The organism is Streptosporangium oxazolinicum, from assembly GCF_039537505.1.
Lineage (GTDB): Bacteria > Actinomycetota > Actinomycetes > Streptosporangiales > Streptosporangiaceae > Streptosporangium > Streptosporangium oxazolinicum.
The window spans coordinates 361,102-374,742 of sequence record NZ_BAABAQ010000006.1 but is presented as its reverse complement, the minus strand read 5'-3'; the positions used below and the strand labels follow the sequence as shown (position 1 = coordinate 374,742).

Annotated in this window: 11 protein-coding genes and 1 pseudogene; 3 read left to right on the top strand and 9 right to left on the bottom strand. The window is 69.3% G+C overall.

Annotated features, from left to right (window positions below; all coding sequences use genetic code 11):
* Window positions 1–10 precede the first annotated feature (10 nt).
* On the top strand, window positions 11–256 hold the full coding sequence (locus ABD817_RS39615; protein WP_425583388.1) for a hypothetical protein: 246 nt from the start codon (window positions 11–13) through the stop codon (window positions 254–256).
* Window positions 257–700: 444 nt separating this feature from the next.
* On the opposite strand, the gene ABD817_RS19195 is transcribed toward ABD817_RS39615, so the two are convergent.
* Window positions 701–1,978 (bottom strand): ATP-binding protein, encoded by a 1,278-nt coding sequence (locus ABD817_RS19195; protein ID WP_344919342.1) that lies wholly within the window; start codon window positions 1,976–1,978, stop codon window positions 701–703.
* A 413-nt stretch (window positions 1,979–2,391) separates the two neighbouring features.
* On the bottom strand, window positions 2,392–3,516 hold the full coding sequence (gene rlmN / locus ABD817_RS19190; RefSeq protein WP_344919341.1) for a dual-specificity RNA methyltransferase RlmN: 1,125 nt from the start codon (window positions 3,514–3,516) through the stop codon (window positions 2,392–2,394).
* Between the two features lie 72 nt (window positions 3,517–3,588).
* Between rlmN and ABD817_RS19185 the strand changes: the two genes are divergently transcribed.
* Window positions 3,589–4,662 (top strand): suppressor of fused domain protein, encoded by a 1,074-nt coding sequence (locus ABD817_RS19185; protein WP_344919340.1) that lies wholly within the window; start codon window positions 3,589–3,591, stop codon window positions 4,660–4,662.
* Between the two features lie 32 nt (window positions 4,663–4,694).
* Here ABD817_RS19185 and ABD817_RS19180 read toward each other — a convergent pair whose 3' ends face one another.
* The 6 genes from ABD817_RS19180 to ABD817_RS19155 all read right to left on the bottom strand — a co-directional run bounded on the left by ABD817_RS19180 (window position 4,695) and on the right by ABD817_RS19155 (window position 10,135).
* Window positions 4,695–5,564: a phosphatidate cytidylyltransferase gene (locus ABD817_RS19180; protein WP_344919338.1), complete on the bottom strand. Its 870-nt coding sequence runs from the start codon at window positions 5,562–5,564 to the stop codon at window positions 4,695–4,697.
* A 56-nt stretch (window positions 5,565–5,620) separates the two neighbouring features.
* Window positions 5,621–6,178 (bottom strand): ribosome recycling factor, encoded by a 558-nt coding sequence (frr, locus tag ABD817_RS19175; protein WP_344919337.1) that lies wholly within the window; start codon window positions 6,176–6,178, stop codon window positions 5,621–5,623.
* 439 nt (window positions 6,179–6,617) lie between these two features.
* Complete coding sequence (pyrH, locus tag ABD817_RS19170) at window positions 6,618–7,385, bottom strand: UMP kinase (protein WP_386160956.1); 768 nt, start codon at window positions 7,383–7,385, stop codon at window positions 6,618–6,620.
* Window positions 7,386–7,435: 50 nt separating this feature from the next.
* Window positions 7,436–8,269 (bottom strand): translation elongation factor Ts, encoded by an 834-nt coding sequence (gene tsf, locus ABD817_RS19165; RefSeq protein WP_344919335.1) that lies wholly within the window; start codon window positions 8,267–8,269, stop codon window positions 7,436–7,438.
* 109 nt (window positions 8,270–8,378) lie between these two features.
* A complete protein-coding gene (gene rpsB, locus ABD817_RS19160; protein WP_344919334.1) occupies window positions 8,379–9,299 on the bottom strand; it encodes a 30S ribosomal protein S2 in 921 nt (306 codons plus the stop codon).
* A gap of 227 nt (window positions 9,300–9,526) precedes the next feature.
* On the bottom strand, window positions 9,527–10,135 hold the full coding sequence (locus tag ABD817_RS19155; protein ID WP_344919333.1) for an ArsR/SmtB family transcription factor: 609 nt from the start codon (window positions 10,133–10,135) through the stop codon (window positions 9,527–9,529).
* Between the two features lie 118 nt (window positions 10,136–10,253).
* Here ABD817_RS19155 and ABD817_RS19150 point away from each other — a divergent pair, with 118 nt between their 5' ends.
* Complete coding sequence (locus ABD817_RS19150) at window positions 10,254–11,537, top strand: MFS transporter (protein ID WP_344919332.1); 1,284 nt, start codon at window positions 10,254–10,256, stop codon at window positions 11,535–11,537.
* A 235-nt stretch (window positions 11,538–11,772) separates the two neighbouring features.
* On the opposite strand, the pseudogene ABD817_RS19145 reads toward ABD817_RS19150, so the two are convergent.
* Window positions 11,773–12,700, bottom strand: a pseudogene (locus ABD817_RS19145) (CoA transferase).
* Window positions 12,701–13,641 lie beyond the last annotated feature (941 nt).

Below are 13,641 nucleotides of genomic sequence, written 5' to 3'. Positions count from 1 at the left end.
GAGGACACAGATGTCGAGAGAACTGATAACCCGCTATGGGCAGACCTGGACCATCTCCAAAAGCACCGGAGACGGTTGGTACGCCGTACGGCGTACCAACCTGTCGGCGTACGGGCTTGAGCACGGCCTGTGCAACGTCCGCTGTGGAGCGACCGTGGAGGAACTCGCCCGCAACCTGGAAGAGGAGGCACAACTGGAAAAGCAGCCCTGGCGACGCGTCCCGTTGACCGGTTGCGACCCCTCGAAAGGGCGATGAGGGCGCGAAGTTCACCGACGTCGTCAAGGCACGCGTCCATTTGTTGCGAACCCTCGGAAGGCTGATGAGGACCGTCTCGTCGGCGGCCTCGGCCGCCCTGGGTATGGCGTTGCAAACCCTCTAAAGGGTGATGAGGACGGCGGCCCTGAGGCGCTCAGCGTCGGCCCGGAGCCGCTGACGTTGCAAACCCTCTAAAGGGTGATGAGGACGGGCCGCCTCGCGCCGCCCGGCTGGCGCCGACGCGTTGCAAACCCTCTAAAGGGTGATGAGGACCCCAAGGTAAAGTCGCAGCTCAGCGCACCTATATCTGTGACCGACCCCGGGGAAATTGCAGTGAACCTTCGGTTGTGCAGAATATCCCAGTGGTTCGCTGCAAAATCCATGATCACGAAAATGGGATGAAGGTCGTTCGATCTTCCCGAAGCCCAAGCGGCCGTCGTAAGGTCACCCGCGTGGAGCGGTGACCTCCCAGAGGGCGCTTACCGGCATGGCGCGCATGCGGTCGCCGAAGGGGAGTGTCTGTGTCCCCGTGTAGAGGACGATTCCCACCGCGAAGTCGTCGCCGAGGCGGGCCGCGAGGTGTCGCAGGCCCTTGAAGTCGTCCGGTCGCACCGTCGAGGACGCCTTCACCTCTATCCCGACCACGCGGCCCTGGCGATTCTCCAGGACGGCGTCGACCTCGACCTTGTCCTTGGTCCGGTAGTGGAACAGCTCCACGCGTTCGTCGGACCAGGTGAGCTGGCGGGCCAGCTCCATGAGGACGAAGCCCTCCAGGAGCGGGCCGAAGGCGCCCTCGGGACGCACGAGGCTCCTGGAGTCGGCTCCCAGGAGGTTCGCCGCGATCCCGGAATCGACGAACGCCATCTTGGGCGTCCCGATCGCGCGGCTGCCGAGGTTGCGTGACCAGGCGGGAATGCGCTTGATCAGGAAGACCTCTTCCAGCAGGCCAAGGTAGCGCTGGACCGTGTTCGCGGAGAGCCCGATCCCGTTGCTCAGAGACCCGGGAACCAGCAACTGGCCTGACCGGGCGGCCAGTAGCCGGACCAGGGCCCGCATCTCCGCCGTTCGCTCGATCTCCGCCAGCTGGCTCACGTCACGCGCGATGAGATCCGCGACGTACGAGTCGAAGAATCGTTCCCGTCTGTGGACGTTGGGCCGCGAGACCGCCTCGGGGAACCCGCCCCGGACCAGACGTTCCGCGTACTCGGCGCGGCTGACCTCGGAGGTGTGGTGAAGGTCGTCAGGCCCGGCGAAGACCGCGTCCACGAACCCGTCGGCCGTGCCGTCGATCTCGCCCTGCGAGAAGGGCCACAGCTCGATAGTCTCCATCCGGCCGGGTAGCGCGTCGGGAAGCCCCCGGAGCCCGAGCACGCGCGCCGATCCGGTCAGCAGGTATCGGCCCGGCCTCGGATCGGTGTCCACCTGTTCCTTGATGGCGAGCAGCAGCTCGAGGGCTCGCTGGATCTCGTCGATGACCATGAGCTCGGGAAAGTCCACGAAACCGGCGGGATCGGTGAGCGCGGCCTGGCGTGCGGCGGGGGTGTCGAGGTTGCGCCATTCTCCGGTGCGCCCCTTGGCGAGGAGCCGGACCAGCGTGCTCTTGCCGCACTGGCGTGCCCCCGTGACGAGGGTGACGCGGGTGTCGGCCAGGGCCTCCTCGACGAGCCTTTCCGCACGCCGTGGAATGACCCTGCCGAGAGGAGTCTGTGAGCCGCTGACCATGGGACAAGCATGTCACAGCCCGAGGTTTGATGACAGGATGGCCGCTGGGTTGCTGACAGTTTGGTCGCTGGTTTGCTGACGGATTGGTCGCTGGATCGCTGACAGGATGGCCGCCGGTAGCACAGCAGGATGGTCGCCACTTTGCGGGATGCCGGTCGATGTGGGTGTGACCACCAGAGAACGTCAAGGCAACGGCGTGAAATCCGGATGGGCCACACCGGGCCGCCGGTTGGCGATGCGGCGGGAGGGTGGAGCGGCCAGGGAGCGCCACCCCGGGTGGGTGCGCCGGGGCGGCGGTCGGCGCCTCGGAGGGCGCAGCCGTACGGTAAGTAAAACTACTCGGCGGCGAGGTGGCCGCAGGCTGCGCCTCAGCGGGCGCAGCCGTACGGTAAGACGGTCGTGCGGTAAGGAGGCTACTCGGCGGCGGCGAGTTGGCCGCAGGCGCCGTCGATCTCGCGGCCACGGGTGTCGCGGACCGTCACCGGCACGCCGTGATACTCCAGGCGACGGACGAAGGCTCGTTCGTCCTCCGGACGGGAGGCGGTCCACTTCGAACCCGGGGTCGGGTTGAGCGGGATCAGGTTGACGTGCACCAGCTTGTTTTTGATCAGCTTGCCGAGCAGGTCGGCACGCCACTCCTGGTCGTTGATGTCCTTGATCAGCGCGTACTCGATGGAGACCCGACGCTTGGTCCGCGCCGCGTAGTCCCAGGCCGCGTCGAGGACCTCGGCGACCTTCCAGCGGGTGTTGATCGGCACCAGCGTGTCGCGGAGCTCGTCGTCGGGGGCGTGCAGCGAGAGCGCCAGCGTCACCGGCAGGCCCTCCGCGGCGAGCTTGCCGATGGCCGGGACGAGGCCGACCGTGGAGACGGTGACGCCCCGGGCGGAGATGCCCAGGCCGTCGGGGGCGGGCTCGACCATGCGGCGGACGGCGCCGATCACGGCCTTGTAGTTGGCCAGCGGCTCGCCCATGCCCATGAAGACCACGTTGCTGACCCGCCCGGGACCACCGGGGACCTCACCGGCCGCGAGCGCGCGGGCCCCGGCGACGACCTGCTCGACGATCTCGGCGGTGGTCATGTTGCGGGTGAGCCCCGCCTGGCCGGTGGCGCAGAACGGGCAGTTCATCCCGCACCCGGCCTGCGACGACACGCACATGGTCGTCCGGTCGGTGTAGCGCATCAGGACCGACTCGACCAGCGCGCCGTCGAAGAGGCGCCACAGCGTCTTGCGGGTGGTGCCCGCGTCGGTGGTCATCTCCTTGACCGAGGTCAGCAGCCGGGGGAACAGCGCGGCGGCGAACTTCTCCCTGGCGGCGGCCGGGAGGTCAGTCATCTGCTCGGGATCGCCGTTGAGCTTCTCGAAGTAGTGCCGGGAGAGCTGGTCGGCGCGGAACGGCTTCTCGCCCAGCTCGGCGACGGCCGCCCGGCGCTCGGCCATGGTCAGGTCGGCCAGGTGGCGGGCGGGCTTGGCCCGGCGCGGCGCCACGAAGGTGAGCTGGCCGGGTGCGGGGGTCCCGGGCGGGCTGACGGTCGACAAGTCCAACGCCTTCTCTCAACGGTTACGCGAATGCTCGAAGCGGTGCCCGACAGTGATCTAGAGTCCGGAGGTATGGCGACAAAACGCCCCACGGGAGACCGCGTCGAGGTCGTGCTCACCGACGTCAATCCCTACGGAAGCCGCACCCTGGTGGTCGAACGCGACGAGACTTCCTCGGTAGCTTACCTGTGCGGGCCGGGGGGAACGGTGCACGGAGCCGTCTGGCTGGCCAACCACGGCCCGGCCCCGGACGGGATCGACCCGGATCGCCTGACCTCCGAACTGCCGCCGATGGCCCCCCGGGCGAACACCCGCCACCCCGGCGGCAGAGGCCCGCTGGGCGCGCTGCGGTCGCTGTGGTTCGAGGAGGGCGACGGCGTCGCCCTGTACGAGAACGACGAGCTCCTCGCGGTCATTCCTGGGTGGGCGGACATGAGCCGGGGAATGCCCGGCTACTCCCGCGACGCGCTGGGCGAGTCCCCGTTCGCCTGGTCGCTGGAGGAGGCCCACGACGGCCTGGCCTCCCGGATCTCCAAGGCCCGCGCCTACTGGGAGTGGCGCGGCGGAGACGGCTCCTGGGCCTCGTTCCAGCAGTTCGTGATGGGCCACCTGGACCGCAAGATCGGCACCGCGGGCAGGTTCTGGGACGCGGGGGGCGAACGGATGCCCACGGTGGGCATCACCGAACGCCCGCCGGAACGCGACAGGGAGCACACGATCCTGTCCACGGTCGGGATGAGCTGCCAGCGGATGCCCACCGTCGAGCAGTACATCGACCGGCCGGACGCGTACGCCCGGGTGGAGCTCGCCGTCGCCTCCCCCGGCGACGCCCGCGACGCGGCCCGGCTGTTCCTGTGGCTGGGACAGTACCCGTGGCACTCGGTCACCTGGCTGGGCCACGGCCACACCGCCAAGTGGTACCACCGGCCGGAGACCTTCCCGCTCGGTTCCGCCTACGGCGGCGTCATGATGCTCACCGGGCTGCCGGGACTGCCCGACCTGTCGGGCTTCTCCTTCGGCGGCGACTCCGTGCAGTGGCTCTGGCTCGTCCCGATCACCCCGGACGAGCTGAGCCTGGTCTCGGCCGAGGGCTACCGGGCGGTGCTCCCGCGCCTGTCCGCGACCCGGCTCACCGAAGCGGGATGACCGAGCCGTACGGAACCTCGGGAACCGGCGGATCAGACCAGCAGGGTGAGCAGGATCCAGACCGGGATCAGCGCGGCCACCATGGAGTCGAGACGGTCCATCATGCCGCCGTGACCGGGAAGCACACTGCCCATGTCCTTGACCCCGAGATCGCGCTTGATCACCGACTCGACCAGGTCGCCGAGCGTGGCGAAGACCACCACGACCGCGCCGATGAGGACACCCTTCCAGATGTCGTTCTCCAGCAGCCACGCCACCAGCCAGCCGCCCACCGCCATGCAGGCCAGCGCCGACCCGGCGAAGCCCTCCCAGGTCTTCTTCGGGCTGATCACCGGGGCCATCTTGTGCCTGCCGAGGGAGATCCCGGCGAAGTATCCGCCGATGTCGCTCGCGGCGGTGGTGGCGATGAAGACGACCACCCGGTCCGGGCCCTGGTCGGGGTTGGCGAGCAGCAGCGCCACGAAACCGACGAGCAGGGAGGGGTAGACGACGACCAGGATGGCCGCGGCGGTGTCTCGGACGTAGTTCTCGGTGCCCAGGAACATCCGCCAGATCATCAGCCCGAGCACGGTCATCGCGAAGACGCCGACCAGCCAGGCTGTCCCGCCCCAGACGGAGCCGGTCAGATCCCCGCCCCAGTAGGCGCCGGCCAGCATGGCGGTCATACCCACCAGAACCGGGATCAGGGGGACGTTGATGCCTCTGGCCTTGAACGACCGGACCAGCTCCGTCACGCCGATGCCCACCGCCGCGACCACCACGGCGAGGAAGAGCACCTTCACGAAATAGAGGGAGGCGATGATGACCGCCGCCAGGGCGAGCCCCACCGCCACCGCGACGGGGAGATTCCGGCCGGTACGGCTACTGCCCGCCACGGGTTCCACAGGGGGTCCTACTTTCATACATACACAAAATCCTTGTCCCGCACGGACGGCCCGCGCGGGACAAGGATCATGGATCAAACCTCAAGCAGCTCGGATTCCTTGTGCTTGAGCAGCTCGTCGATCTTGGCGACATGCTTCTGGGTGAGGTCGTCGAGCTCCTTCTCCGCCCGGCGCACCTCGTCCTCACCGGCCTCGCCATCCTTGATCAGCTTGTCCAGGGTCTCCTTGGCGTTACGACGGATGTTGCGAATGGAGACCCTGGAGTGCTCCGCCTTGTTCCGGGCGACCTTGATGTACTCCTTGCGGCGCTCCTCCGACAGCTCGGGGAAGGCCACCCGGATCACCGCTCCGTCGTTACCGGGGTTCACACCGAGGTCCGAGTTGCGGATCGCCTTCTCGATCGCGGCCATCGAGCTCTTGTCGAAGGGCTGGATGACGACCATGCGTGCCTCGGGCACGTGGAACGAGGCGAGTTGCTGAATGGGGGTGGGTGTCCCGTAGTACTCAGCGCTGATCTTGTTGAACATCGACGGGGTGACACGACCCGTGCGGATGCCCGCGAAGTCGTCCTTCGCCACCGACACGGCCTTGTCCATCTTTTCCTCGGCTTCGAGGAGGGTTTCGTCGATCACAGCGGCTCCCTGTCTTCTCGGTCACTCCCCATCCTCACGCACTTCGCGGGACGTCATCACGCCGCGGGCCCACTGGACCGCCACGCTCGCGTACCGCTCAGCTCGCTATGTCAGGTTCGCACCCTGTCTTCTCGGTCACGCGCCCCTTCTCACTCGCTTCGCGGGACGCTCCTACCTCGCGTACCACTCCACTCGCTACGTCGGGCTCGCTCCCTGTCCTCTGGTCGCTCACCACTCCTCACTCGCTTCGCGGGACGCTCCTACCTCGCGTACCACTCCACTCGCTACGTCGGGCTCGCTCCCTGTCCTCTGGTCGCTCACCACTCCTCACTCGCTTCGCGGGACGCTCCTACCTCGCGTACCACTCCACTCGCTACGTCGGGTTCGCTCCCGTTGCCGTACCGGCCCTGTTGGCATACCGGCTTGTCATACCGGCTCGTTACCGGGCCGGACTCACCAGCGTGCCGATCTTCTCACCGCGTACCGCCCGCAGGATGTTGCCCTCACCCATGAGGTCGAAGACCACGATGGGAAGGCTGTTGTCCATGCACAGGCTGATGGCGGTGGCGTCCATGACCCCAAGGCCACGGGTCAGCACCTCACCATATTCGAGATGGTCGAACCGGACGGCGTCGGGGTTCTTACGGGGGTCGGCGTCGTAGACACCGTCCACCTGGGTGCCCTTGAGCAGCGCCTCGGCGCCGATCTCCAGCGCTCGCTGCGCGGCGCAGGTGTCGGTGGAGAAGAACGGCGAGCCGAGCCCGGCCCCAAAGATGACCACGCGCCCCTTCTCCAGGTGGCGGATGGCGCGGCGGGGCAGGAACGGCTCGGCGACCTGCTGCATGGTGATCGCCGTCTGGACACGGGTGTCGATGCCCCGCTTCTCCAGGAAGTCCTGGAGGGCCAGGCAGTTGATGACCGTGCCGAGCATGCCCATGTAGTCGGCCCGCGCGCGGTCCATGCCGCGCTCGGACAGGGCGGCGCCCCGGAACATGTTGCCGCCGCCCACGACCACCGAGACCTGCACGCCACCGCGGACGGCCTCGGCGATCGAGTCGGCGAGGTGGCCCACGACGCCCGGGTCGATGCCCAGCGGCTCGCCGCCGGCGAACGCCTCGCCGGACAGCTTCAACATCACCCGCTTCCAGCGAAGCGGGTCCGAGTACGAAGAAACCGCCGGCGTAGCGGGTCCTGGGTTCTCCTGCACGGCGGCGGCCTCCTCGTTTGATGCTCTGCTTGAAGAGCGGATGTCAGGAATTAGGCCTGGCCGACCTTGAAGCGGACGAAAGCCTGGACCTTGACACCATTCTCGTCCGCGAACTTCGCGACCGACTTCTTGTTGTCCTTGACGAAGGACTGCTCAAGGAGGGTGAAGTCCTTGTACCAGCCGTTGATCCGGCCATCGACGATCTTGCCGATGGCGGCCTCGGGCTTGCCCTCCTCGCGGGTCATCTCCTCGAAGAGCGCGCGCTCCTTCTCGATGACGTCGGCCGGGACCTCGGCGGGGCTGAGGTACTTGGGGGCCATCGCGGCGGCGTGCTGCGCGATGTCCTTGGCGACGTCGGCGTTCGGGGAGTCGAGCTGCACGAGCACGCCGACCGCCGGGGGAAGCTGGGGGTCGGTCTTGTGCATGTAGGCGCCGATGAAGCCACCCTCGAGCACGGCGAACCTGCGGATCTCGATCTTCTCACCGAGCGCGGCGTTGGCCTCGTCGAGGTGCGTCTTGACGCTCTTGCCGTCGAACTCGGAGTCGAGCAGCGCGGGCACGTCGGACGGCTTGGTGGCCAGGATGTGGTCGACCACCTGGCCCGCGAGCTCCTGGAAGCGCTCGCCCTTGGCGACGAAGTCGGTCTCGCAGTTGAGCTCCAGCAGCGCGGCGGCGGAGTCGCCGTCCTGCTTCAGGGCGACCAGGCCGTTGGAGGCGGTACGGGCCTCACGCTTGCCGACGTCCTTGGCGCCCTTGAGGCGGAGGATCTCGACCGCGCGGTCGAAGTCGCCCTCGGACGCCTCCAGCGCCTTCTTGCAGTCCATCATGCCGGCGGCGGTCAGCTCACGAAGCCGCTTGACGTCGGCCATGTTCACGGAAGCCATTGTCTTTTCCTCGTGGGAATCGTCGTGGATCGGGTGGGTGCCCCCGACTGAGCGGCACCCACCCGGAAGGGTCTTGCGGGTCGTACGGCAGGGGCCGTACGAAAGTGACCTAGGCCTGCTTCTCGGTCTTCTCGGTGGACTCGGCCTCGGCGGTCTCGGCGGGAGCGTCCGCGACCTCGGCGGTCTCGGCGGTCTCGGCAGGGGCCTCCGCGGCCTCGGCCTCGGCGGCCGGGGCGCTGTCGGCGCTGCCCGCGAGCAGCTCCTGCTCCCACTCGGCCAGCGGCTCGGCGCCACCGGCGACGGCCGGCTTGTCGTCCCCGCCGCGGTTGGCTCCGGCGCGGGCCATGAGACCGGCGGCGACGGCGTCGGCGACGACGCGGGTCAGCAGGCCGACGGCGCGGATGGCGTCGTCGTTACCCGGGATCGGATAGTCGACCTCGTCGGGGTCGCAGTTGGTGTCGAGGATGGCCACGACCGGGATGTGAAGCTTGCGAGCCTCGCTGATCCCGATGTGCTCCTTCTTGGTGTCGACGACCCACACGGCGCTCGGGATCCGGGACATGTCCCGGATGCCGCCGAGGGTGCGCTCCAGCTTCTCCTTCTCGCGGCGGCGCATGAGGAGCTCCTTCTTCGTGAGCCCCGAGGCGGCCACGTTGTCGAAGTCGAGCTCCTCCAGCTCCTTCAGGCGCTGGAGCCTCTTGTGCACGGTGGAGAAGTTGGTGAGCATGCCACCCAGCCAGCGCTGGTTGACGTACGGCATGCCGACGCGGGCCGCCTGCTCGGCGATCGCCTCCTGGGCCTGCTTCTTCGTGCCGATGAACATGATCGTGCCGCCGTGCGCGACGGTCTCCTTGACGAAGTCGTAGGCCCTGTCGATGAAGGCCAGCGACTTCTGGAGGTCGATGATGTAGATGCCGTTGCGCTCGGTGAAGATGAAGCGCTTCATCTTCGGGTTCCAGCGACGGGTCTGGTGGCCGAAGTGCACGCCGCTTTCCAGCAGCTGTCGCATGGTGACGACGGGGGTGGACATTGATCGTCCTCCAGATCGGGGCGCCCATCTCTGGGCGCTGTTCTCGGTTGGACGCGACAGCCTGCGGCTGTCGCCCTGATGCCCCGAACCGGATCCAGCCGGGCTCTCGCCCGGACCGAGGGACCCCGGTTCTTGACGGGGCATGCGAAGTCGGCCCATGACTCACAGGCCACCAAAAGTGTACCCGCAACCGCGCCGCTTCCCGACCTTCGCCCGTCAAGCGCCCCTTACGCGTCGCGTGGAAGGCCGTGCGGCCGGCGCCTGGCGCGGGGGAAGAGACTGACCTGCGCCTCGGAGACCCGGGCTCCGGGCGGGGCGTCCTCCCGGTCCCTGACGGTGGTCTTGTAGGGGGCGAGCAGCTCGTCGATCCGCTCGTTCAGCGCCTTCAGCTCCTCGGCGTCGACCAGCAGGACGGCACGGTTGAACAGCGCGGCCTCGCGCCACTCCCGTGGCTCCCGTTCGAGGTTCGCCATCGCCCTGTCCACCTCTTCGGCCGCCTGCTCCCGTAACGCCTTGATCAGGAACTCCTTGGCTCCGCGCACGTCCGGGCCGTCGTCCGGGTCGGGGCTGACGCTGAGACCCACGGCGCTGGAGCGCCAGAGCCGCTCCCTGCCGTCACCGCGCGCGGGCGCGTCCTCGACGAAGCCGTACTTGGCGAGCATGCGCAGGTGGTAACTGGCCGCGCTGGGCGTGACCCCGACGACCTCGGCGACCTCGGTCGCGGTGCAGGGCCCCTCGGCCTGGAGCCGGTTCAGGATCGCGAGCCGCGCGGGGTGCGCCAGCGCGCGCATCGCCGTGGGGTCGGTGAGGGCCTTGCGCATCGGTGCCTCGGTCATGTGCAGACCGTACCCACTCCATGTGTGAAGCATTGCCTTCATAACTATGAAGGGTTATCTTCATAGTTATGAAGCATTCCCTTCAGAATTTTCGGAAGCCGGGAAGGGACGGATCGCCGTGACCTTCCCGACCTCCGCGCCCCCTGTGCCCCCCGAGGTTCCCGCGAGCAGGCCGGTGCCGCTCAGGAAGCAGCGCGACTACCGGCTCCTGCTCTCCGCCCGCGCCGTCACCGAGACCGGCACCGAGGTCTCCCGGCTCGCGGTGCCGCTGACCGCCGCCGTCCTGCTCGGCGCGTCCCCGGTCCAGATGGGCGTGCTCACCGCCGCGACCTCGCTGCCCTATCTGCTGATCGGGCTCCAGGCGGGTGCCCTCGCCGACCGGCTGAGGCGGCACCGGCCGGTCATGGTCGCCTGCGACACGGTCTCGGCCGTCGCCATGGCCACGATCCCGGCGGCCTGGATCACCGGACTGCTCAGCGTGCCGTGGCTGATCGCGGTGGCGTTCGTCGTCGGCACCTGCTCGGTGATCTTCCGGGCGGTCAACTTCCCGCACCTGGCCATCGTGGTCCACGACAGCCAGCGGACCGAGGCCCTCGCGGGCTTCCAGTCGGCCTTCGCCGTGGCGACCGTCGCCGGTCCGGGCCTCGCCGGACTGCTCGTCCAGCTGATCACGGCACCGTTCGCGATCCTGGTCGACGCGGTGTCGTTCCTGGCCTCGGCGTTCCTGATCAGGTCGATCAGGGCGCCGGAGAACCACACGCCCGCTCCCCCGCGCGGCATGTGGACCGAGATCCGCGAGGGCCTGGGCACGGTGGCCGGACACCCGGCGCTCCGCGCGCTCTGCGGCGCCGGGATCACGATCAACTTCTTCGGCAGCGTCTACATGGCACTGTTCGTGATCTACGCGCTCAACGTGGTCGGCCTGCCCGCGGGGCTGGTCGGCGCCATCACCGCCTGCTTCGGCGTCGGCGGCCTGCTCGGCGCGGCCGTCGTCCCGCGCCTGACCGGCCGGTACGGCGAGAACCGGATACTGGCCTGCTCCGTGCTGCTCTTCCCCGTCGACTTCGTGATCGCCGCGCTCGCCTCAGGACCGGTGTGGCGCAGCTTCCTCCTCCTCGCCGCCAGCGCGGTGGCCTCCGGCGTGGCCGTCGTGGCCTTCTCCGTCTGCATGGGCGCCATCACCCTGCGCGAGACCCCCGCCGAACTGCGCGGCCGGGTCAACGCCACCCAGTCCTTCATGATCCAGGGCGTCCTCACCCTCGGCGGTCTCGCGGGCGGCCTGGCCGGTGAGGTGCTCGGGCTGCGCCCGGTGTTCTGGATCTCCGCGGCGGGGGTCCTGACCTCGATCGCGTGGATCTGGCTCTCACCCCTGCGCCGCTCCCCCACCTCCCGGACCCGATGACCCCGCAGCACCACTCCCCGGGCCTGCCGGATCCGATGACCCCGCGGCGGACCGCCCCCGGCCCATTGGCTGCACCCACGCCACGGGCACGCTCACGTCGAGGCCATCCATGTGAGGCCCTTTCCGGGAGATCGTCCCCGAGAGGTCTCCGGGAGGCCGTTCCCGAGGTTTTTCCCGGAAGGGCCTTCCGGAAGACCGTTCCCGGAAGCGCCTTGCCGGGAGACCGGGAACGGCCTCACCACCAGGCGGGCGGGTGCTCGCCCCTCTCCGGAGGCGGGCTCGACCAGTACGGCGGCACACCGTCGACGGTGCCCGGCGGCCGAAGGTAGGTGAGACGGCCGAAGGCGCTGTCCATCTCCTCGATCATGCCGGTGACGTCGGGCTCCGGTGCGGCCGCCCCGGCGACCCTGCCGAGGCCGTCCAGCCATCGCGCGGTCCCGGCCAGGGAGAGCTCCACCCGCCAGGATCCCCCCTCGACGGACCGGCGGAGCAGGGCGGCCATCGCGCCGAAGGCCGCCAGGTAGCCGGTGGCGTGGTCGAGGATCTGGGCGGGCAACGGGTGCGGCCGCGACCCGTCGCCGCCCTCATGGGCGATGCCGCACACCATCTGCACCAGGCTGTCGAACCCGCGCCTGCCCGCCCACGGCCCCCGCCCCCCCGTACGCCGAGATGTCGACGCACACGATGCCCGGCCTGATCTCCGCCAGCCTCCGGGGACCGAACCCCAGCGCTTCGAGAGCCCCCGGCCGGTAGGACTGCACGAACACGTCGGCCCCCGCCACCAGGTCGTGTAGCGCCGAGATCCCGGCCGGAGTCCTCAGGTCGAGATGACAGGACCGCTTGCCGAACGCGGTGCCGATCACCAGCCCCGGCACCTCGGGAAGGTGTCCGGCGCCCACCCTGAGCACCTGGGCCCCGTGGGCGGCCAGTGTGCGGGTCGCCACCGGCCCGGCGATCACCCTGGTCAGGTCGAGCACCCGCACCCCGTCGAGCGCCCGTCCTCCCCCGCCTTTCGGAGCGCCGGTCCCCCCACCGCCGGGGTCCCTCACGCTGCCGAGGTCCCTCACACCGCCGGGGGCGCCGAGCCGGGTCAGGTGGACGAGCGGCGACCCGGCGACCGCCCGTGACTGCGGGTGCTCACGCCACCCGGCGCGGTCGCGCATGGCCGCGGCGCATCCTCCCGCGGCCGTCACCGCCCCCTCGACCTCGACGGCGGTACGGCCCGCGCAGGCGCGTTCGACGGCGTCCCTGCCCGTATCGGCGGACAGTCCCAGCCCCGCGAGGGCCGCGTCACGGTGATGGTCGAAGTTGCAGTGCAGCCGGACCCAGCCGTCGGCGGTGCGGTAGTCGCCGGAGAGGGGAGCCCACAGGTCCACGGCGGCTCCGTCGATCCTGAAGTGGCGCTCGTCCAGGAAGGAGATCGCCGCCTCCCGCACGTCCACCGCGGCCCGGCTCCCGCCTCCCCTGAGCGCCGCGGCCGCCGCGGTGGCGGCCCCGACCGCGATGGCGGCGGCGGTGCCCACGTGGAAGACGGAGGGCAGCACCGGATCGTCCCCGCTCACCCGCACCGGCGGCAACTCGACGCCCACCTCCGTGGCCAGCTCGCGAATACGCTCTTCGACCACGTGATCCCCGCTCACCCGACGTCCTGGGCTCCCCCTTCCCCTCATCCTCGGCCACCCCTCCGCTCCTTGACCACATGCCGCGTCCCTTGGCCACATCCCGGCTACCTGTCCACATCCCGCGCTTCTTGGCCACGCCCTCCGCCTCTTGGCCACACCCCGGCTACCTGTTCACATCCCGCGCCCCTTGGCCACACCCTCCACCCCTTGGCCACACCCCGGTTGCCTATCCACAACCCCGCGCCCCTTGGCCATACCCCAGCCGCCTGTCCACAGAATCTCGTTCGGCTCATACTTGACGCGTCACGGGTCTTCATGCTTACCGGCCATGAAGTCCGTCCACACCGTGGGGCTGCGAGCCCTGTTGTGCTCACTGGTCCTGGCCACACCGGCGACGGGTGCCCATCGCGCGACCGCCCCAGCGCACCCCACCGGGGTAACCGGCCGCGCATACGGCGCGTACGGCGTGGCATCTCCCGTGA